Source organism: Acinetobacter chinensis (genome assembly GCF_002165375.2).
Taxonomy (GTDB): domain Bacteria; phylum Pseudomonadota; class Gammaproteobacteria; order Pseudomonadales; family Moraxellaceae; genus Acinetobacter; species Acinetobacter chinensis.
On the sequence record NZ_CP032134.1, the window covers coordinates 1,495,138 to 1,514,612 of the forward strand.

A 19,475-nucleotide genomic window follows, 5' to 3' on the forward strand; every position below is an offset into this window, starting at 1 on the left:
TTTAAAAGTTTCTTTAGATCTGTACTGCGTATAAAAAATTTATGTAATAAGGAAGATGTGCTTATGCTGTTCAAAGATTTGACCCAGGATATGAATCCACATCAGGCATACCGTATAAAGAAACTGAAGCGTCAGCTTGAACGTGCTGAGTCGTATGAAGAATGGAAATTCACAGCACTTAAAATAGATGAAGAGTCGGGTGCTCAGGAATGGAAACTGGACAACAGTTCAGCTTATTTTGATGCAGAAATTATTTCACACCGTTTAAACCTGCTCAGGCGTTACAGAACGTCTGAGCGTACCCGTGACCTGATGTATATATTACGGGAAGGTCTGACCTACGATATTGCCAATATTGCACATCCATTGCTGTTTACTGCCACCTATGTGGGAACAAAAAAAATTATTGAAGACTATATTGATGAAGTCAGTAAGAGTCTTGCTTTTGTGGCATCCAATGAATGTCAGTCACTTTCTGCGCAGGAAAAACTGGATTTTTTTGAGCAGTGCAGAACAGCTTACGGTCAGCCAGCCATTATGTTTTCCGGTGGGGCAACACTGGGGCTGTTTCATACAGGGGTATGTAAAGCACTCATGGAACAGGATCTGATGCCTAAGGTTCTTTCGGGTTCCAGTGCAGGTGCGATCATGACCGCCATGCTGGGTGTTTCAAAGCCCTCAGATGTGACTGGGATTCTGAGTGGTGAGAATTTTTTCAGTGAAGCATTTCATTTCAGGAAAATTGGACAGATTCTGAAAGGTGATGGCGGTATCGCAGATGTTCGCTATCTGAAAAAATTTCTGGTGGAAAACCTGGGGGATGTCACTTTTGCAGAGGCATTCAAAACTTCGGGTCTGCATATCAATGTCGCCGTGGCACCTTATGATGCATCTCAGGATGCACGGATTATGAATGCCTATACTTCTCCTGATTTACTGGTATGGAGTGCTGTACTGGCTTCATGTGCAGTGCCTGTCCTGTTTCCACCGGTCAGACTCACCAGTAAACGCTATGATGGTGAGCAGACACCTTATATGGCAACAACGCGATGGGTGGATGGAAGTGTACGCAGTGACTTCCCTCAGGAAAAAATGGCGAGACTGTACAATATCAACTACACCATCGCAAGCCAGGTCAACCCTCATATCGTTCCTTTTATGCAGACCGATGAGCAGCGTTACAGAAGCGACATGCTCAGCTGGCCTGAAAGAATTGCCAGAAGGCAGGGGAAAGTTATTTCCAAAGGAGTGATGGACTTTACGCGGCAGAGAATGGGCAACGTCAATGCACTGCGCAGGTTAATGGATCATGGCTACGGCATTGTAGATCAGCGATATTATGGTGACCTGAATATCGTCGGTAATTACAGTTTTAAACATTATGGTTATATGCTTCAGAACCCGCGACCATTTCTGTTTAAATTGCTGCAACGTGAAGGCGAACGTGCAACCTGGCCAAAAATATCAGCCATTGAAACACATGCCAGGGTTGGGAAAACCATACAGCACTGTCTTGAGCTTCTAAATTACCAGCAAAATAAAGCTGAACATGTCAAAGCCGAGCATATTTCAGTTTAGCCAGGAGCAGATCACATCACTGGATCTGAAACTGGTCACCAAGCCACGCAGCCAGATGTTTGGTCGGCGACTCTATACATTCAGTTTTGATGAGCAACAGTACTGGCTCAAGGCACAGATCAGAAATACACATAAAGATGTGGAACAGGGTTTTCTGCGTGAAATGGATTTCTATCAGCAGATAGCAGTTGCTGGAGACTTTTCACTGCCTTTCAGCCAAATGGAGTGGGGCGATGCATTATTTCAGAGGTATCAGGAGCATTATTATCCTGGTGTTCTGATTTTACCCCATGCTATTTCAACTTTTGACCCGCATCCTGAAAAGCTCAGTGCCAGTGAAATTCACTTCCATATTCTGAGTGTGCTTGAACTGTTGGATGGTTTGTATAAACGGGGCTATCTGCATGCGGATTTAAAAGCAGAACATTTTGTTCATTATGCTGGAAAAAATGCATTGATCGATTTTGAACAGATCATCCCTCAATTTGAACAGCAATCCCTGAAACTGACGGCAACTCCCCGGTATATGGCACCCGAACTCTTTCATGGTGACGTTAAAAGTGCGCAGAGTGAAATTTATGCTTTAGGAATTATCCTGCTTGAATGGCTGACACAGCAAAGGCTAAGTGCAAAAACCTATCAGGAATGGGCTGTTTTGCACTGTCAGACACTCAAGGTTGAACTTCCTGTGCAATTTCAAGTTTATTCAGAGATTATTAAAAAAATGCTTTCAAAGAAAAAAGATCACAGATTTGTATGTTTTGAACAGATTAAATACAGCTTAATGCTTGAAAACGTTTAAGAAAAATACAGAAAAGCGGGTTTTGTTTCTTATTTAAACAAACAAGTGGATTTTTAATAAAAAGGGCTTGTCATGATTAAGTGATCTCTATAATATACACAGCCATCGGGGACGTGGCGAAATTGGTAGACGCACTGGATTTAGGTTCCAGCGCCGCGAGGTGTGAGAGTTCGAGTCTCTCCGTCCCCACCACTGATTCTTCAAATATATTTGAAGATAAGGTAACAGAGGATTGGTGTAATGGTAGCATGACGGTCTCCAAAACCGTTCGTCAAGGTTCGAATCCTTGATCCTCTGCCAGTTTTAAAAAATCTGACTCAGGTCAGTACCCTGATGGGGACGTGGCGAAATTGGTAGACGCACTGGATTTAGGTTCCAGCGCCGCGAGGTGTGAGAGTTCGAGTCTCTCCGTCCCCACCATCATAAGTAAGCGTGTAACTTACTTGTCTTTTAAGACTTAAAAATTTATTTAGATTGTTACACTGACCGGGGATGTGGCGGAATTGGTAGACGCACTGTGTTCAGGTCGCAGCGCCCACAAAGCGTAAGAGTTCGAGTCTCTTCATCCCCACCATATTTAAGCAGGTGTGTAACCTGCTTGATTGTTAGAGTTTAGCTTTAACAGTTGAATTATTACACATGACCGGGGATGTGGCGGAATTGGTAGACGCACTGTGTTCAGGTCGCAGCGCCCACAAAGCGTAAGAGTTCGAGTCTCTTCATCCCCACCATATTTTATAAAGCCAGGCTATGTCCTGGCTTTATCTTTTTATATCTGAACGATATTTCATTCCAATGACACCAACCTGAAATTACATCATTCTGAATAAAAGTCAGCCAGGTTGTTTTGAGCTCATACGGTTGCACATATTTGATCTTACAGGCATGCAGTGATCCTTACTGATGCCTGTCATGTGGGTGATACTGTGCATGGATTTTTATACTTAAGCTTTCAGGTGATCTTCAAACTCTTCGCCTAACTGCATTGCCAGATGGTTGCCAGAAAGATCGCAGGTGACTAAGCCATATTCTTTTTTAAAGCTGAATGTAAAACCTTTATTATCGGCAAGTGTTTTGACTGAATAGCCAATATTTTCCAGCCAGATACGGAAAGCAATTAAATTTTTAGCTTTTACGACTTTTTTCACGGAAATACTCCTTAATCACGCTTAAATAATAAATAGGGATGGTGGAGATATTTTTAAAGGGCTGAATTGAGCTGATTTTGAGCAATGACGTTTTTTTATGTAAAAAAATAAAATAAAGGGTAAAGTATAATGAGAAATTTATTTTTATTATGATTAAAAACAGCTATTTATATTTTTTTGATGCTCATGTAAAAAAAGAGGCATGACGCCTCTTTTTATGATGATCAGACTTAAAAATATTCTACATTCGACATATTCCACATGCGGAAATAGAAGTTTTCGTCATCTTTGTTTTCACAGTTGAGCAGCTCTCCCGGTTTCAGCCAGAAATGAAGCTGAGCATAGTTCTTGATTTCACGGTCATTGACACGCTGAGCCAGATGGTGAGCTTTAATGTCTTCTGGGTGTTGTAAACCAGCCGCAGCGATCAGCTCAGAAAGGGCATGCAGGGTATTCCTGTGATAGTGATAAACCCGATCTGCTTTGGTTGGAACATGAAGCGCTTTCTGTCTTTCCTTGTCCTGTGTGGCTACTCCAACAGGGCACTGATTGGTATGGCAGCTCTGTGCCTGAATACAGCCGACGGCAAACATAAAGCCACGGGCTGAGTTGACCCAGTCTGCACCGATTGCCATAGTACTTGCAATGTCAAAGGCACTGACCAGTTTGCCACTGGCACCTATACGAATTCTGCCTCTTAATCCTGCACCGACCAGGGTGTTGTGTACAAACAGTAATCCTTCACGCAGCGGTGTGCCGACGTGGTTGATCAGTTCAACCGGTGCAGCTCCTGTGCCACCTTCTGAACCATCGACCACTATAAAATCCGGAATGATTTTGGTCTGAAGCATTGCTTTGACTATGCTCATAAACTGCCATGGCTGACCAATACAGAGTTTAAAGCCTACCGGTTTCCCACCGGATAAATCACGTAACTGCTGGATAAAATGCATCATTTCCACAGGAGTGCTGAATGCAGAGTGCTGTGCAGGGGAAATGCAGTCCTGATCACGGCTCACACCTCTGATCTGTGATATTTCTTCAGAAATTTTATCTTTGGGTAATATACCGCCGTGTCCGGGTTTAGCTCCCTGGGACAGTTTTATTTCAATCATTTTAATCTGAGGTAATACTGCCTGTTGAGCAAACTTTTCAGGATCAAATTTTCCGTCTAAAGTCCGACAGCCAAAATAACCACTGCCCAGTTCCCAGACAATATCGCCACCATTTTCCAGGTGATAAGGGCTGATGCTTCCTTCACCGGTATCATGATAAAAATTGCCACTCTGTGCTCCTTTGTTCAGTGCGCGGATTGCATTTGCACTTAAACTTCCAAAACTCATTGCAGAAATATTGAAAATTGAGGCACTGTATGGCTGTCTGCATTGTTCATTTCCGATAGTGATACGGAATAATTCGGGATCAGCTGGTTTGCAGGGGGTGAGAGAGTGAGTGATAAAACGATAGTCTTCCTGATAGACATCAATAATTGAGCCAAAAGGTTTATCGGCATTTTCATTTTTTGCACGTTGATAAACCAGGCTGCGCTGCATTCTTGAAAATGGTAAAGCATCCTGGTCAGATTCAATAAAATACTGACGTATTTCTGGTCGGAAATCTTCGAAAATAAAGCGGAAATGACCCATGATCGGGTAGTTTTTTAATATGGAATGTTTGTTTTGAACAATGTCATATAACCCGACCAGGCTTAACAGTGTGCTGATTAACAACAGTGTGTTTAAAAGCGTATCTGAAATAAAATAATAGATATAATGCGGTGCATGATAAAAACGGAACCACGCAAGAGAGACCGCAATGATAATACATAAAAACCAGACAGAGTGACGTGAAAAGAAGGTATTTAAGAGTTTATGTCTGACTGATTGGGCTGGACCTGGCATTCTTAATATATTTCCTTGGAAGTACAGTTTTAAATGTCTCAGGATTGGTCAGTCAGTACAAGTATAAAAGTGTGATTCGATATGGGTTTTAAAAGTAAACAGCACGGTATAATGATTAATCGGCTTGAATAATCTGTTTCAGTCATTAAATTTCATTGTAGATTTGAACAGAAAACAGGAAAAATCCTTAAATTCCTTATTTTTAGTGATAGTAATTCATCGACTGTAAATCTATATTATTTCTTTAGTGTATTGAATGGGGAAAAACGGTGGCAGACAAAGATATTATTTTACCTGTTCCAGTACTGATACTTGAAGATGAGTCCATTATACAAAGTCGCCTGAAGTGTATTTTGCAGGAATTGGGATATCAGGATGATATGCTGATTTTTACAAGTACTTTAAAAGAGTCACTGAGTTTAATTGAAGATCATCCAGTCTCTCTTGCACTGGTCGATCTTGGGCTACCTGATGGTAATGGCATTGAACTGATTGAAGCGTTACGCTGCAAAGATCCTTCGGCTGTGATTCTGGTGATTTCTGCATGGAGTACCCAGGAGAGCCTGTTTAAAGCAATACGGGCGGGTGCAACAGGTTATGTGCTTAAGGAGCGTGACGATGCAGAAGTGATGATTGCCATACGCAGTATTTTACGTGGCGGTGCACCAATTGATCCATTTATTGCACGTGAAATTTTAAGCAGGCTGCCGGTTGAAGACACACAGAATCCTTCAGATAAAGAAACCGGCAGTGAAGAATACATTGAAGCGCTGACCAACAGAGAGAGGGAAATTCTGACACTGGTTGCTCAGGGTTTGAGTAACCGTGAAATTGCTGAAATGCTGTTTGTGTCCAGATATACCGTGGAAAGTCATATCAAACATATCTATCGAAAACTTTCTGTGACCAAGCGGACGAAAGCAGTAAGCACAGCCCGGTCTTTGGGTCTGATCTGAATGCGTTTTGTCTGTGCGTTTCTGTTTTATTTTTTTTCAGGGATTTACAGTTCTGTCTTTGCACAGCAGTTCCCTGTTAATGAACAGTGCCGTGTCAGTGTTCATGCAATGGACGCGGTCCGTACAGATTCAATACAGCATGTGCCTGCTTCAGGCTGGGAAAAAGTCAGCTTACCAGACACATGGAGTGAGCGATGGCATAATTATAATGGTGCTGTGTGGTATCGGATTAAATGGGACTGGCATTGTGATCATGATGCACATCTGCAGGAGCCTGTTGTTTTTTCAGTAAAATCAATCAATTCGGCTGGAGCAGTATTTCTGAATGGTGATCTGCTGTGGTCAGATAAATATCTGAGTGGGTCTTTATCCAGAAGCTGGAATATGCCTCGTTACTGGATTTTACCGATTGCAGGACTGAATCAGGGGAAGAATGAGGTTCTGATATTTATAAAGGGCTACGCATTTCAGCGGCCCGGTCTTGGTGTGGTTGAATTTAATAACGTCCAGAAAAATTATGAAATCCATAAGGATCGGGTGTGGAACCAGCGGACGATGTTTCTGATCAGCATCATCATGTCTGCAACACTTGGGGTCTTCTGTTTTGTGATATGGCTGTTCAGACGGGAAGATCATACATTTGCGCTGTTTGCACTGAGTTCATTTCTGTGGATTTTATTTATTTCAAGTGTCCTGAGGACTGAAACACTGCCTTTGATGACAACGCTACAGGATGCACAGTTCACCATGATAGTGCTTGTCTGTTATATCTGTTCATTTTGCCTGTATCTTATGCGTTTTATAGATAAAAAATTCCCCCGCATTGAAATAGGTATAGCTGTACTGACAGGTCTTAGTATTCTAGGGCTGCTTTTTACAGATATGGATAATACAGCGAGTTTTCACAGTCTGATTTTTTTATGTTATTTAGTGCTGTTGTTGCTCTGCATTTTGTATGTTTTCTATATAACAATCAGAACACGAAAACTGGAATACATACTGCTGTCGCTGGCGATGCTGGTGATTCTGATTATTGGTTGTGTGGATGTGGGAATTTTCACCCTGAATCATTTTAAAAATTTACCACCATTGGTGCCATATACATCTTCGGTGATCACACTGTTTATTGTGGTGGTTTTATCCATGCGCCTGACCCGGAGTATTAAGCGTATTGAGTTGTTTAATCATGAACTGGAAGTGAAAATTGAACATGTGAGCGATGATTTAAAGTCGAGTCTGATGGAAAAACACGGGCTTGAGCTGAAAAATGTACGTTTACAGGAAAGAATACATCTGTCTCATGATTTACATGATGTGCTCGGAGCATCCATTGTCCGCTCCATGATTATGGTTGACCAAAGTAAAGAAAATTTCTCAAACCAGCATTTTCTGTCGATGCTGAAGTTACTTCGTGATGACTTAAGGCAGATTATAGACAGTGGCTCATCGGCAGGGGTTGCTGTTCCTGAAAATCCTTTACTGTGGATCGCACCTGTACGTCACCGTTTCAGTCAGCTGATGGATGAAATGGATATAAATTCCAGCTGGTCATTGCCCTCTCAGTGGAAGATTCAGCCAACAGCACTGCAGTGCCTTACCCTTATTCGGGTACTTGAGGAAAGCCTGACCAATATTGTGAAACACAGTTATGCAACAGAAGTTAAGGTGGTCATGGATATACCTGATTCCACTCAGATTGTGTTGATTGTGGTGGACAATGGTGTTGGATTTGATGTGGACTGTGTACTGCAGCAGGGGATGAGTGTTGGAATGCGAAGCATGCAGCTCCGTCTGGAAAAGATAGGTGCTTCACTTCAGATGTCTTCGCAGGCAGGTCGGACAGTAATCTGCGCCATTATGCCAGTCAGACTGTGAAGAACTGAAAAAATTACAGACAATAAAAAAGAAGGCATACAGCCTTCTTTTTTATAAGCATTTGGCTCAGTCAGACGATGCTGGAACCAGCATCAGTACTGAGTCATTCAGTAATTCTGCAATATCTTCCAGAATTTCATCATCCATCAGTGAAAGATCCAGGGGCACAGTTTGCCCATCTGCAAGTTTTTTCAAGCTGTCTGTAAACTGTTCGGATATACAGATGCCTTCACCATTTGCCCAGAACATCACATCACCGTCCTGTTCGCTGTAAAGCAGACGTGATGCAGGTTCAAGCATGAGCAGATAACCCGCTTCAAGCGCTTCTTCGAGATCACCCGTACCAATTTCATCTGCTTCTGGAATACTATCAGGATATTTAGGCTCAGACAGCAGGCTCATAATGGCATCTTCAAGAACATTGGTCTGTTGCAACTGTGCCATGATTTCTGCTTTGAGGTATTCAAGCTCATCAACTGTAACTTCACCCGCACGTGATACCGTATCTCTTACAATATCGACCAAAGGATTTCTTAAGACAGGATTGTCGGAAAATTTATCGCCAACACGATCCATCATGTCTGAAACATTTGGCATGCGGAAACCAAATGAATAGGTCAGACAGTCATTTTCAGCAACACCATAATGTGAAAGACCTGGTGGGACATAGAGCAGGTCACCTGGAGACAGAACCTCATCAAAATGAACGTCCATTTCAGCAAGCAGCTTTAATGGCTGTCCTGCAACAAAATCAGTGTTTTCATCGCACATCTGTCCCAGTTGCCATCTGCGTTGACCATAACCCTGAACCAGGAATACATCGTAGAAATCAAAATGCTTACCGACTGAACCACCCTGTGGCGCATAGGACACCATAATGTCATCACGGCGCCATTGTGGAATAAATGGAAATTTTTTCCATAATTCAGCAAGGTCAAATGAGTAATGATCCACAGCCTGAACCAGCAGTGTCCAGAGTTTAGGCATTTTCTGGAAGTCACTTTTATTTAACGGTGAAGACTTGACTGACCATTGATCTGGATTTTTATCCCGCTGTTTGATCAGACGCGCCGTGATATTTTCATCCATTGCCAGTTCCATAACATCATCAGGAACAAGCAGACTGGCTATTTCAGGCAGGGCATTACGAACCAGCAGCGGTTTTTTTTGCCAGTATTCATTAAGAAACTGTTCAGCGGTAATACCGCCTAAAACATCTAGGGATTGGGACATGAAAATAGCCTAAGCAAATTTAAAACAATATTGTGACTATTGTCTTATGATCGAAAGCCTAAGTGCAAGTATCGTGAGATTTATTTAAATGGCTTGGCTGATTTAAATGGGTTGAATTTGTCTGAGTCGTTATGGTTGCATACATCAAAATTTTTTTAGCATAAAGAGTTTAAAATATGGCGAAGAAAAATAATGTTAAGTGAAGAAGATGCTGAAATGAGGTATTGCAAAAAGAAAGAGAGAAAAGTCAGTCCAGATTAGCGAAACAATCATCCTCAATTGATAGGATATATAAAACAAAAAACTTGGCTAAGGTACCGCAATATCAGCATATCTTACTTTTTAGACAAGCCAGAAGCCTTGCTGAAGATCATCCGCTATATAATAAATGTGGTATGGCTATTTGGTATTGGCATTGTTATTTGTCAAATATCTCTTTAGACACAGGGAAAGTGTGAGTAGCTTTGACCCTAATAATATTAGTCTATTTTTCTTTCTTATTCTTTTTATGTTGATTACGCTATACCGTAGTTTATTAATTCGAATGTACTTTAAACGACTCATTCAAGCTTATCTCTCAGCAAATTAGTCTAAAAAGCTTTGAGCGATTGGTCGTATATTATATTAATGCTGTTGTTAAATTTAATATTCAGTATTGAACGGCAACATCGGCTGCCGTTCAATTTGTTGGGAATCAACTAAAAACACTTCCAGTAATTATGGCACAAGTATTTTTAATTCACGCAGAATATGACAGAGCTTGATCATGGGCATACCCATCAGTGTGGTCTGATCCAGTCCATTCATTTCTTCAAACAGGCTGATCCCGAGGCTTTCACATTTAAAGCTGCCGGCACAGTGCAGGGGCTGTTCCACCTGAACATAGCGCTCTGATTCAGCCAGTGTCAGTTTGCGGAATTTTACTTTGTAATGTTCGACCAGGGTGCTTTCAAAGCCTGTAGACTTCTGTTGCACACTCAGCGCTGTGCTGAAGTAGACAATTTTATCGGAATTAGCCTGAAGCTGCCGAACCGCTTTTTCAGCAGTCAGTGGTTTTCCAATAAAAATATCAGGCGCACCTTCACGCCAGGCAACCTGATCTGAACCGATCACAATGGCATCAGGATACTGTTCAGAGATGATCCGAGCTTTTTCATAAGCCAGCCGCTGTGCAAGAATATCTGCATGATTTTCACCCTGAGGCGATTCATCAACATCAGGAACAACGGAGATATAAGGAAGATGCAGACGATCCATCAGATCTTTGCGGGTCTGACTGCTGGATGCCAGAATGATCTGTGGGTGGTTATTTGAAGTAGACATATTCAGACTGCGTATTCCATCAGTACATCAAGTGGGACATAAGACAGAACTGCCTGATGACATGCCTGAATTTTAACCGGAGGTGCCTGATCAGCCTGGTAAGCTTCAACCCAGCGGGTGACACAGATGCACCAGAAATCACCAGGCTGTAAACCGGGAAAGCCAACTTCAGGGACTGGTGTGATCAGATCATTCCCCACTTTCTGGGAAAAGTTAAGGAACTCAGAGGTCATCTGCGCGCACATAGTGTGCTGACCAATATCTGATGCTGCTGTATGGCAGAAGCCGTTTCGGAAATATCCCGTGATCGGGTCAAAGCAGCAGCTTGCCAGAGGTTCGCCTAAAACATTTAAACGATTGATTTTAGGATCAGGATGAATGGACATAGTACTGAATCATTGTGAAGTCTTTTCACTATCATAATCAAAACTTTCGGTTTCGACAGCTTTTATGCAAAAGAAGCTAACCTTTTTCTGCATAATCATTTAAAATCAGGGCGATTTTTATATCTATAAAGTGAGCTATACATGAACTTTCAGCGTATGACTGACCTCGATTTAGCAGGCAAACGTGTACTTATCCGTGAAGATTTAAACGTTCCTGTTAAAAACGGTGTGATTACCAGTGATGCACGTTTACGTGCTGCATTACCGACAATTAAAGCTGCAGTTGAGAAAGGTGCAGCTGTGATGGTGTATTCACATCTGGGTCGTCCTGTTGAAGGTGAGCCAAAACCTGAACAGTCTCTTGCTCCAGTTGCTGATTATCTGACAGAAGCGTTGGGACAGGAAGTAAAACTGTTTACAGATTATCTGGATGGTGTTGAAGTTCAGCCTGGTCAGGTTGTACTGCTTGAAAACTGCCGTTTCAATGCGGGTGAAAAGAAAAACAATCCTGAGCTTGCTGCAAAATACGCAGCACTTTGTGATGTGTTTGTTATGGATGCTTTCGGTACTGCACACCGGGCAGAAGCATCGACTGAAGGTGTTGCACGTTTAGCAAAAGTAGCTGCGGCAGGTCCTTTACTTGCTGCTGAACTGGATGCTTTAGGTCGTGCATTGCAGACACCTGAAAAACCAATGGTTGCAATTGTTGCCGGTTCAAAAGTATCGACTAAGCTTGATGTTTTAACTTCACTTTCTGATATCTGTGATCAGTTGATTGTGGGCGGTGGTATTGCCAATACATTCCTTGCTGCAGCAGGTTTCAATGTAGGTAAATCTCTGTGTGAACATGATCTGATTGATACTGCAAAAGCAATTGCAGCAAAAGTTTCTGTTCCACTTCCGACAGATGTTGTTGTTGCAGATGCTTCAGAAATCAACTTTGATGATTTCCTGGGTTCACTTGCTGCGGCTAAAGCCGTTGTGAAAAACGTGGCAGATGTGACTGACAACGATATGATTCTGGATGTAGGTCCAGAAACTGCAAAAGCATTTGCAGAAATTTTAAAAACTTCTAAAACCATTTTATGGAATGGTCCTGTAGGTGTGTTTGAGGTTGATCAGTTCGGTGAAGGAACAAAAGCACTTTCACTGGCAATTGCAGAATCTGAAGGCTTCTCGATCGCAGGTGGTGGTGATACTTTAGCTGCAATTGATAAATATGAAGTTGCAGACAAAATCGGTTATATCTCTACAGGTGGTGGTGCATTCCTTGAATTTGTAGAAGGTAAGACTTTACCGGCAGTTGCTGTGTTACTGGAACGTGCTGAATAAGCATCAGATTTCAGAATAATGAAAGGGGTTGGCATGAAGCCAGCCCTTTTCATTTTTGCGTCATTAAAATGAAATATATCTGCAATAAACTTAAAAATAATAAATCACCCGTTGTAGGAAAAATGTGATGAACTTAAAACTGACACTGGCAGCTTTACTGATTGCTCCATTAGCTTTAACAGCTTGTGCAAAGAAAGATGATGCGGCTAAAACTGAAGGTGCAGCATCAGAAGCTGTTGTGGAAGAGAAAGTAACTCCTGAACAGCAGGCAGCAATCGACGCCATTGATAAACCTGTTCTGGATGAAAAAAATACTGACGTACCTGCGGATATCGCAAATGCACCTGCAGATGCTGCCACTCCAGCAACTGAAGCAGAGGCTGCGGCTGAAACAGCTCACTGATTTTGTTTTTTATTTAAAAATCCCTGCACTTGCAGGGATTTTTTTTGAAATACTACATATTGTTGCTGAATTGAAATAATTAGGCATGTAGAATATGGGGCATTACCTGGGAGGATATTATGGCTCTTATTTCATTGCGCCAGCTCTTGGATCATGCCGGTGAATACAATTACGGCGTTCCAGCGTTTAACGTAAACAATTTAGAACAAATGCGCGCAATTATGTTAGCCGCAGACGAAACCAATTCACCTGTAATTGTGCAGGCTTCGGCAGGCGCACGTAAGTATGCAGGTGCACCATTCCTTCGTCATTTAATTTTAGCTGCAATTGAAGAATGGCCACACATTCCTGTGGTAATGCACCAGGATCATGGTACAGACCCAGACGTATGTCAGCGTTCTATCCAGTTGGGCTTTTCATCTGTAATGATGGATGGTTCATTAGGTGCAGACGGTAAAACACCAACGACTTATGAATATAACGTTGATGTGACTCGTCGTACAGTTCAGATGGCGCATGCATGTGGTGTTTCTGTTGAAGGTGAAATCGGCTGTTTAGGCAGTCTTGAAACTGGTATGGCTGGTGAAGAAGATGGCGTAGGCGCTGAAGGCGTTCTGGACCATTCTCAGCTGCTGACCTCTGTTGAAGAAGCAACTCAGTTTGTAAAAGACACCAATGTAGATGCTTTGGCAATTGCAGTAGGTACTTCACACGGTGCGTACAAGTTCACACGTCCACCTACAGGTGATATTTTAGCGATTGACCGCATTAAAGAAATCCATGCGGCACTTCCGAATACACATCTTGTTATGCACGGTTCAAGCTCTGTTCCTCAGGAATGGCTTGCAATCATTAACCAGTACGGCGGCGACATCAAAGAAACTTATGGTGTTCCTGTTGAACAGCTGGTTGAAGCGATCAAACACGGTGTTCGTAAAATCAACATTGATACAGATTTACGTTTAGCATCTACCGGTGCGATGCGTCGTATGATGGCAGAACAGCCAAGCGAATTTGATCCACGTAAATTCTTTGCTAAAACCGTTGATGCAATGAAACAGATCTGTGTTGACCGTTATACACAGTTCGGTACAGCGGGTCATGCAGACAAGATCCGTCCAGTTTCTTTAGAGAAAATGGTTGATCGTTATAAATAATTCATATTGAATGATTTATAAAAGAAAGCCCACTTTATTGTGGGCTTTTCTATATCTGGAAAATAAACCAAAAAATGGATAAGAGTGGCTCATGGAACTGATTTTTGCTGCTGCACTTTGCAGCGTAGTGGTTTCTGTACTGATCAAAATATGCAGTACCCGTGGATTCAGTATCATTCAGATGATCACCTGGAATTATGCATCTGCTTCGGTGCTTTGCTATCTATGGTTCAAGCCTGATCTGATTCATGTTTCAGTGAAACAGACTCCCTGGTGGCTGATCATCAGTCTGGGTATATTGCTGCCGACTATTTTTGTATGTCTTTCAAAAGCACTACAGACGGCAGGTATTTTAAAAACAGAAATAGCGCAGCGACTTTCAGTTGTATTGTCTCTTTGTGCGGCCTGGTTAATTTTCAATGAACAGTTCAGTACTCTTAAAATCATTGGGATTGTACTGGGCTTTATGGCTGTGGTCTGTATTTTATATGCGCAGAAAGGTGATGGAGCAGCTTCCAGAAATAAGTGGGGGATTCTTTATCTGATCCTGGTCTGGGCGGGGTATGCACTGATTGATGTATTACTTAAATATACAACCGGTCTGGGATTGCAGTTCAGCGTGGTGTTGAATCTGATGTTTGTCTGTGCTTTTTTTATAACCTTAATGCATGCTTTTCTTGTTCAGAAAACATGGCCTTCCGTTAAAAATATCAGTGCAGGTCTGTTGCTTGGAGTGCTGAATATTGCCAATATTGCACTGTATGTAAAAGCGCATATGCTGTTAAAAGACAGTCCTGCAGTTGTATTTGCAGGTATGAATATTCTGGTTGTACTTTTAGGTGTACTCAGTGGAATGCTGCTTTTTAAAGAGAAAATAAAACCTGCAACAGTGGCAGGTCTTATTATGGGAATTGTGGGTGTTATGTGCCTTGCTTCAGCAATGGCAGGTTAAAAAATGATTTAATAAAAGTCACTGGGTGTTTTAAAATATCTTCAGTTTCAACCGAACCCAGCAGCATACCTGCGGTATCACAATCAGGGCAGTGCGGATAATTGACCAGCGCCTCAGCTGAATATTTCTGCATGTAGATTTTTTGGCAGTGATGGCATTCAAATTTAATAGGCATATTGGATACAGTAGGCATGGTCATTGCACCGTTTAAAATTTGCGCAAATATACCTGATTTTCTGTCATTAAATAAGTCCCAAAATGACATAAAAAGGGGTTTTTAACCCCTTTCGTCGGTTTTATTTATAAATTAGAGCTTGGTAAAGATTTCTTTGCTGTTTAAACGTGATTTTGGAAGTTTTGCGTTGAAATCACTTTCACTGCGATAACCTAAAGTCATGATAACAGAAGGAATGAGTCCTTTCTCAGCCAGTCCTAATTCTTCACTGATGATTGCTTCATCAAAACCACCGATTGGAGTTGCGTCAACGCCTTCAAGACCCGCTGCATACAGTAAATGCCCCAGTGCAATGAAGGTCTGATTTTCAGCCCAGCGCTGAATATCGCCTTTTTCATTGCGATAAAAGTCAATATAGCCTGTGCGGGTGTCTTTCTGTCCCTGTTTTGCTTTTTCATCTTTAAAGCGTCCGCTGACATCATCCTGATTCAACAGGTCTTCAAGATGCTGCTCTGTAATATCTTCAAGGGTACAGAACAGAATGGTGTGCGAAGAATCCATGACTTTGGGAGCATTGTAGGCATATTTGCCGACCAGTGCTTTAGCAATACGTTCTTTTGCTGCCTGATTGTCGGCAATAAAAAAATGCCATGGTTGAATATTGATGGAAGAAGGTGCAAGCCGTAAGATTTCGAGTAAGCGATCAAACTGTTCCTGAGGAATTTTTTTCTCAGGGTTATAAGCTTTCGTGGCATATCTTGATTTTGAAGCGTTTAACGAATCCATATCTGTGACTCTTATATCGAATATTTTCGATTTATTATATTCTTAAAAAACAAAATGTGAATCCAGTAAACGTAAATAAACATGAAAATGGTCGTTTTTTTGAATCAGGTAACTGTATCCAGATCATGACGGATAATCAGATTTGTGTGATCAGTGAATAGGCCATTTAAAGAAGTGGCATTGAGCTCTATCATCCACTTCGAGGATCATTGCTTCGGAGCTACGTTCACGCCAGTCGCCCAATACAATTCGTGGTTTACCATTGACATCATGAATTTCAGGGCGGTGTGTATGTCCGTGAATCAGTACATCCACATCAGATAAGGCATTTTCCACTGCCTGTTCATTGACATCCATAATGGTATAGCTTTTGCTCTGACTGGCTTCACGGCTTTTTTTACGGAATCCATTAGCCAATTTTTGTCTAAAACTGAGCGGGGTACTTTTTAAAATACCCAGTATAAAGGGATTACGGATGATTTTTTTGAAACGTTGATATGACACATCATCGGTACACAGGGCATCGCCGTGTTCAACTCTGAATTTTTTATTTCCAATGTTTAAGGTATAAACATCAGGGAGGAGTTTGCCATTGAATAGATTGAGGAATTTTTGACCTAAGGCAAAATCACGATTACCCACTAAAAAGAAAATCTGATTGCCTGCATCAGTGAACTGTTTCAGTGCACTGACTGTTTCATCCAGCCATGGTGCAGAGTAGTCATCTCCGATCCAGGCGTTAAACCAGTCGCCTAAAATATAGAGCTGAGTTGGTTTTGTGGCATGGTTGTTCTGATATTGTTCCAATAAAGCTAAAAACCCCCGAATGAGTCGAGGGTGATCAGGTGACAAATGTAAATCGGCGATAAACAGATGGGTCACAATTTTAATTTACCTGTTTTAGAATCTCCCTAAATCCCTCTTTGAGAAAGAGGGACTTTCCACCCATTTATATTTGGGCTTTTACTCCCTCCTTTATTAAAGGAGGGTTGGGGAGGATTTAAAAATTATTCAGAAATAATCTTAGCAGATTCGATGACAACATTTTCTAAAGGAACATCAGCGTGATAACCACGGTTACCAGTGCGAACACCTTTGATTGCTTCAACGATATCCAGACCTTCAGTCACTTTACCAAATACTGCATAACCCCAGCCTTGTGCTGTTTTACCAGTGTGGTTAAGGAAAGAGTTGTTTTTCACGTTAATGAAGAACTGAGCAGAAGCAGAGTGAGGTGCTTGTGTACGAGCCATTGCAATCGTACCTTCGTCATTGCTTAAGCCGTTGTCTGCTTCGTTTTCAATAGAATCACGTGTTGCTTTTTCTTTGAAGTTTTCGTCCATGCCGCCGCCCTGGATCATGAAGCCATCAATCACACGGTGGAAGATAACGCCATCATAAAAACCATCACGAACATATTCTAAAAAGTTAGCAACAGTTTTAGGTGCTTTTTCAGAATTCAGTTCAAGAACAATACGCCCTTTATTGGTGTTTAATTCGACTTGAGGAAAACTCATTGTGTAATCTCCTGATCATGACAAAAAAGCCATGGGTTTTTGGTTGAGAGAAGCATAAGCAAACTGTAAACTACATAGCAAGCAAAAATACGAAAAACTTTTGTTAAAAAAGTATAAAGCGTATTTTTATTCTCCTGATTTTTATTCAATAGAAGTGATTTTACTACCATGAAGCCAAATGATGTTGTTTCAGACCTGCCAAAAAACCCGACAACCAGTACATCGGTCGATGCTGTGCAGCAGGAACAACAGGCAGGCTTGGACTTTATCCGTCAGGTGATTACCGACGATCTTGCAGAAGGTCGTGTGCAGTCTGTTGTAACACGTTTCCCACCAGAACCGAACGGTTATCTGCATATTGGTCATGTAAAGGCAATCTGCCTGAACTTTGGTATTGCAAATGAATATAAAGGTTTATGTAACCTGCGTTTTGATGATACCAACCCTGATGCTGAAGAGCAGGAATATGTGGATGGTATTGCTAATGATGTGAAATGGCTGGGTTTTGAATGGGATGGTGTGCCACGTTATGCATCGAGCTATTTTGATCAGTTACATACCTGGGCAATTCAGCTGATTGAACAGGGCGATGCTTATGTCGATCTACAGTCTCCTGAAGAAATTAAGCTGAACCGCGGTAACTTTGTGGAACCAGGTAAAAACTCTCCATACCGTGATGCATCCATTGAAGAAAACCTTGCCCGTTTTGCACAGATGAATAATGGTGAACTTGGTGAAGGTCAGGCGGTTCTGCGTGCCAGAATTGATATGACTTCACCTAACGTACACATGCGTGACCCAATTCTGTACCGTGTTCTGCATTCAGAACATCATCAGACTGGCGATAAATGGAAAATGTATCCAATGTATGACTATGCTCATCCATTGTCTGATGCAATCGAAGGCATTACGCATTCTTTATGTACTCTGGAATTTCAGGATCACCGTCCATTTTATGACTGGGTTGTGCAAAAGGTTAAATCACCATCAGTACCGCATCAGTATGAATCCAGCCGTCTGAATATTGATTACACCATTACCTCTAAACGTAAATTGCGTAAACTGGTTGAAGGCAATCATGTGAATGGCTGGGATGACCCACGTATGCCAACAGTGGTTGGTATGCGTCGTCGTGGTTTCACGCCTGAAGGTTTACGTGATTTCTGTAAACGTGTCGGTGTCTCCAAAACAGACGGTATTGTTGATGTGGCAATGCTTGAGTTCTGTATCCGCCAGTCTTTGGAAAATACCGCAGCGCGTGGTATGGCTGTACTGAATCCATTAAAAGTGACGTTGACGAATTTACCTGAAGCTATGGATATGCTGCATGCACGTCATCCAAACGTGGATATGGGCGATCGTATTATTCCTTTGACTTCTGAGATTTATATTGACCGTAAAGACTTTGAAGAAGTGCCACCGAAAGGCTTTAAGCGTTTGATCCCTGAGGGCGAAGTACGTTTACGCCATGCTTACGTGATCAAGTGCGATGAAGTGATTAAGGATGCAAACGGTGAAGTGGTTGAACTGAAATGTTCAATTGACCCTGAAACTTTAGGTAAGAACCCTGAAGGTCGTAAAGTGAAAGGTGTCATTCACTGGGTTTCTGCGACTAAAGGTATTCCTGCTGAAGTCCGTATTTATGACCGTCTGTTTACTGAGTCTGATCCAGAAGTGGGCGATGACTTCCTGGCAAATCTGAATCCGGATTCTTTACAGGTAGTTCAGGCAATTATTGAACCTGCTTTAGCAGATGCAAAACCTGAAGATCGCTTCCAGTTTGAACGTGAAGGCTATTTTGTTGCTGACCAGTATGATCACACAAGTGAAAAACCTGTGTTTAACCGCATTCTGGATTTAAGAGACAGCTTTAAACCTGGTAAGTAATATGTCATTAAAAAACCCAGCTTAGGCTGGGTTTTTTATTTTCAGGCTGAAATAAATTTTTTCA

Annotated in this window: 18 protein-coding genes and 5 tRNA genes; 14 read left to right on the forward strand and 9 right to left on the reverse strand. The window is 41.8% G+C overall.

What is annotated here, in order from left to right:
• Positions 1-63 precede the first annotated feature (63 nt).
• The 7 genes from CDG60_RS07860 (at position 64) to CDG60_RS07890 (ending at position 3,111) form a co-directional block, all read left to right on the forward strand.
• A complete protein-coding gene (locus CDG60_RS07860; protein WP_087511586.1) occupies positions 64-1,578 on the forward strand; it encodes a DUF3336 domain-containing protein in 1,515 nt (504 codons plus the stop codon).
• Positions 1,550-2,380 carry a protein kinase domain-containing protein gene (locus tag CDG60_RS07865; RefSeq protein WP_087511587.1) on the forward strand — a complete coding sequence of 277 codons (831 nt, stop codon included), beginning with the start codon at positions 1,550-1,552 and terminating at the stop codon, positions 2,378-2,380. Before CDG60_RS07860 ends, CDG60_RS07865 begins: the two co-directional genes overlap by 29 nt.
• A 107-nt stretch (positions 2,381-2,487) precedes the next feature.
• A tRNA-Leu gene (locus CDG60_RS07870) sits at positions 2,488-2,572 on the forward strand.
• 34 nt (positions 2,573-2,606) lie between these two features.
• Positions 2,607-2,680 (forward strand) — tRNA-Trp (locus CDG60_RS07875).
• Positions 2,681-2,715: 35 nt separating this feature from the next.
• A tRNA-Leu gene (locus CDG60_RS07880) sits at positions 2,716-2,800 on the forward strand.
• A 68-nt stretch (positions 2,801-2,868) separates the two neighbouring features.
• Positions 2,869-2,954, forward strand: a tRNA-Leu gene (locus CDG60_RS07885).
• Positions 2,955-3,025: 71 nt separating this feature from the next.
• Positions 3,026-3,111 (forward strand) — tRNA-Leu (locus tag CDG60_RS07890).
• Between the two features lie 213 nt (positions 3,112-3,324).
• Here the strand turns inward: CDG60_RS07890 and CDG60_RS07895 are convergent.
• The gene (locus CDG60_RS07895; protein ID WP_087511588.1) at positions 3,325-3,528 is read right to left on the reverse strand and encodes a hypothetical protein; all 204 of its coding nucleotides are present in this window, start codon (positions 3,526-3,528) and stop codon (positions 3,325-3,327) included.
• A 230-nt stretch (positions 3,529-3,758) separates the two neighbouring features.
• Entirely contained in the window at positions 3,759-5,429 is a 1,671-nt protein-coding gene (locus CDG60_RS07900) for an FMN-binding glutamate synthase family protein (protein WP_087511589.1), read from the reverse strand.
• 269 nt (positions 5,430-5,698) lie between these two features.
• On the opposite strand from CDG60_RS07900, the gene CDG60_RS07905 reads away from it, so the two are divergent.
• The gene (locus CDG60_RS07905; protein ID WP_087511590.1) at positions 5,699-6,385 is read left to right on the forward strand and encodes a LuxR C-terminal-related transcriptional regulator; all 687 of its coding nucleotides are present in this window, start codon (positions 5,699-5,701) and stop codon (positions 6,383-6,385) included.
• The gene (locus CDG60_RS07910) at positions 6,386-8,260 is read left to right on the forward strand and encodes a sensor histidine kinase (RefSeq protein WP_087511591.1); all 1,875 of its coding nucleotides are present in this window, start codon (positions 6,386-6,388) and stop codon (positions 8,258-8,260) included.
• A 66-nt stretch (positions 8,261-8,326) separates the two neighbouring features.
• On the opposite strand, the gene CDG60_RS07915 is transcribed toward CDG60_RS07910, so the two are convergent.
• The 3 genes from CDG60_RS07915 to CDG60_RS07930 form a co-directional block, all read right to left on the reverse strand.
• Positions 8,327-9,493 (reverse strand): ribosomal protein uL16 3-hydroxylase, encoded by a 1,167-nt coding sequence (locus tag CDG60_RS07915; RefSeq protein ID WP_087511592.1) that lies wholly within the window; start codon positions 9,491-9,493, stop codon positions 8,327-8,329.
• A gap of 717 nt (positions 9,494-10,210) precedes the next feature.
• Entirely contained in the window at positions 10,211-10,816 is a 606-nt protein-coding gene (locus tag CDG60_RS07925; protein ID WP_087511593.1) for a Maf family protein, read from the reverse strand.
• A gap of 2 nt (positions 10,817-10,818) precedes the next feature.
• Positions 10,819-11,202, reverse strand: coding sequence for a DUF2237 family protein (locus CDG60_RS07930; protein ID WP_087511594.1), 384 nt, complete (start codon positions 11,200-11,202; stop codon positions 10,819-10,821).
• A 141-nt stretch (positions 11,203-11,343) separates the two neighbouring features.
• On the opposite strand from CDG60_RS07930, the gene CDG60_RS07935 reads away from it, so the two are divergent.
• The 4 genes from CDG60_RS07935 (at position 11,344) to CDG60_RS07950 (ending at position 15,046) form a co-directional block, all read left to right on the forward strand.
• Entirely contained in the window at positions 11,344-12,534 is a 1,191-nt protein-coding gene (locus CDG60_RS07935) for a phosphoglycerate kinase (RefSeq protein ID WP_087511595.1), read from the forward strand.
• Positions 12,535-12,661: 127 nt separating this feature from the next.
• The gene (locus CDG60_RS07940) at positions 12,662-12,937 is read left to right on the forward strand and encodes a hypothetical protein (protein ID WP_087511596.1); all 276 of its coding nucleotides are present in this window, start codon (positions 12,662-12,664) and stop codon (positions 12,935-12,937) included.
• Positions 12,938-13,056: 119 nt separating this feature from the next.
• On the forward strand, positions 13,057-14,094 hold the full coding sequence (gene fba, locus CDG60_RS07945) for a class II fructose-bisphosphate aldolase (protein WP_087511597.1): 1,038 nt from the start codon (positions 13,057-13,059) through the stop codon (positions 14,092-14,094).
• A gap of 91 nt (positions 14,095-14,185) precedes the next feature.
• Positions 14,186-15,046, forward strand: a complete 861-nt coding sequence (locus CDG60_RS07950; RefSeq protein WP_087511598.1) for an EamA family transporter — start codon at positions 14,186-14,188, stop codon at positions 15,044-15,046.
• Here the strand turns inward: CDG60_RS07950 and CDG60_RS07955 are convergent.
• The 4 genes from CDG60_RS07955 to CDG60_RS07970 form a co-directional block, all read right to left on the reverse strand.
• Positions 15,015-15,245 (reverse strand): hypothetical protein, encoded by a 231-nt coding sequence (locus CDG60_RS07955; protein ID WP_227542945.1) that lies wholly within the window; start codon positions 15,243-15,245, stop codon positions 15,015-15,017. The two genes, CDG60_RS07950 and CDG60_RS07955, sit on opposite strands and share 32 nt — an antisense overlap.
• Positions 15,246-15,353: 108 nt before the next feature.
• Positions 15,354-16,007: an oxygen-insensitive NAD(P)H nitroreductase gene (nfsB, locus tag CDG60_RS07960; protein WP_087511599.1), complete on the reverse strand. Its 654-nt coding sequence runs from the start codon at positions 16,005-16,007 to the stop codon at positions 15,354-15,356.
• A 150-nt stretch (positions 16,008-16,157) separates the two neighbouring features.
• Positions 16,158-16,889, reverse strand: a complete 732-nt coding sequence (locus CDG60_RS07965; RefSeq protein WP_087511600.1) for a UDP-2,3-diacylglucosamine diphosphatase — start codon at positions 16,887-16,889, stop codon at positions 16,158-16,160.
• 125 nt (positions 16,890-17,014) lie between these two features.
• Positions 17,015-17,524: a peptidylprolyl isomerase gene (locus tag CDG60_RS07970; RefSeq protein ID WP_087511601.1), complete on the reverse strand. Its 510-nt coding sequence runs from the start codon at positions 17,522-17,524 to the stop codon at positions 17,015-17,017.
• Positions 17,525-17,692: 168 nt separating this feature from the next.
• Between CDG60_RS07970 and CDG60_RS07975 the strand changes: the two genes are divergently transcribed.
• Positions 17,693-19,411 (forward strand): glutamine--tRNA ligase/YqeY domain fusion protein, encoded by a 1,719-nt coding sequence (locus CDG60_RS07975; protein WP_087511602.1) that lies wholly within the window; start codon positions 17,693-17,695, stop codon positions 19,409-19,411.
• The last annotated feature ends 64 nt before the right edge of the window (positions 19,412-19,475 follow it).

Coding starts and splice junctions, on each gene's coding strand:
- CDG60_RS07975 (WP_087511602.1), top strand. CDS start 17,693: ATGAAGCCAAATGATGTTGTTTCAGACCTGCCAAAAAACCCGACAACC.
- CDG60_RS07970 (WP_087511601.1), bottom strand. CDS start 17,524: ATGAGTTTTCCTCAAGTCGAATTAAACACCAATAAAGGGCGTATTGTT.
- CDG60_RS07860 (WP_087511586.1), top strand. CDS start 64: ATGCTGTTCAAAGATTTGACCCAGGATATGAATCCACATCAGGCATAC.
- nfsB (WP_087511599.1), bottom strand. CDS start 16,007: ATGGATTCGTTAAACGCTTCAAAATCAAGATATGCCACGAAAGCTTAT.
- CDG60_RS07900 (WP_087511589.1), bottom strand. CDS start 5,429: ATGCCAGGTCCAGCCCAATCAGTCAGACATAAACTCTTAAATACCTTC.
- CDG60_RS07950 (WP_087511598.1), top strand. CDS start 14,186: ATGGAACTGATTTTTGCTGCTGCACTTTGCAGCGTAGTGGTTTCTGTA.
- fba (WP_087511597.1), top strand. CDS start 13,057: ATGGCTCTTATTTCATTGCGCCAGCTCTTGGATCATGCCGGTGAATAC.
- CDG60_RS07925 (WP_087511593.1), bottom strand. CDS start 10,816: ATGTCTACTTCAAATAACCACCCACAGATCATTCTGGCATCCAGCAGT.
- CDG60_RS07930 (WP_087511594.1), bottom strand. CDS start 11,202: ATGTCCATTCATCCTGATCCTAAAATCAATCGTTTAAATGTTTTAGGC.
- CDG60_RS07935 (WP_087511595.1), top strand. CDS start 11,344: ATGAACTTTCAGCGTATGACTGACCTCGATTTAGCAGGCAAACGTGTA.
- CDG60_RS07940 (WP_087511596.1), top strand. CDS start 12,662: ATGAACTTAAAACTGACACTGGCAGCTTTACTGATTGCTCCATTAGCT.
- CDG60_RS07955 (WP_227542945.1), bottom strand. CDS start 15,245: ATGACCATGCCTACTGTATCCAATATGCCTATTAAATTTGAATGCCAT.
- CDG60_RS07915 (WP_087511592.1), bottom strand. CDS start 9,493: ATGTCCCAATCCCTAGATGTTTTAGGCGGTATTACCGCTGAACAGTTT.
- CDG60_RS07865 (WP_087511587.1), top strand. CDS start 1,550: ATGTCAAAGCCGAGCATATTTCAGTTTAGCCAGGAGCAGATCACATCA.
- CDG60_RS07910 (WP_087511591.1), top strand. CDS start 6,386: ATGCGTTTTGTCTGTGCGTTTCTGTTTTATTTTTTTTCAGGGATTTAC.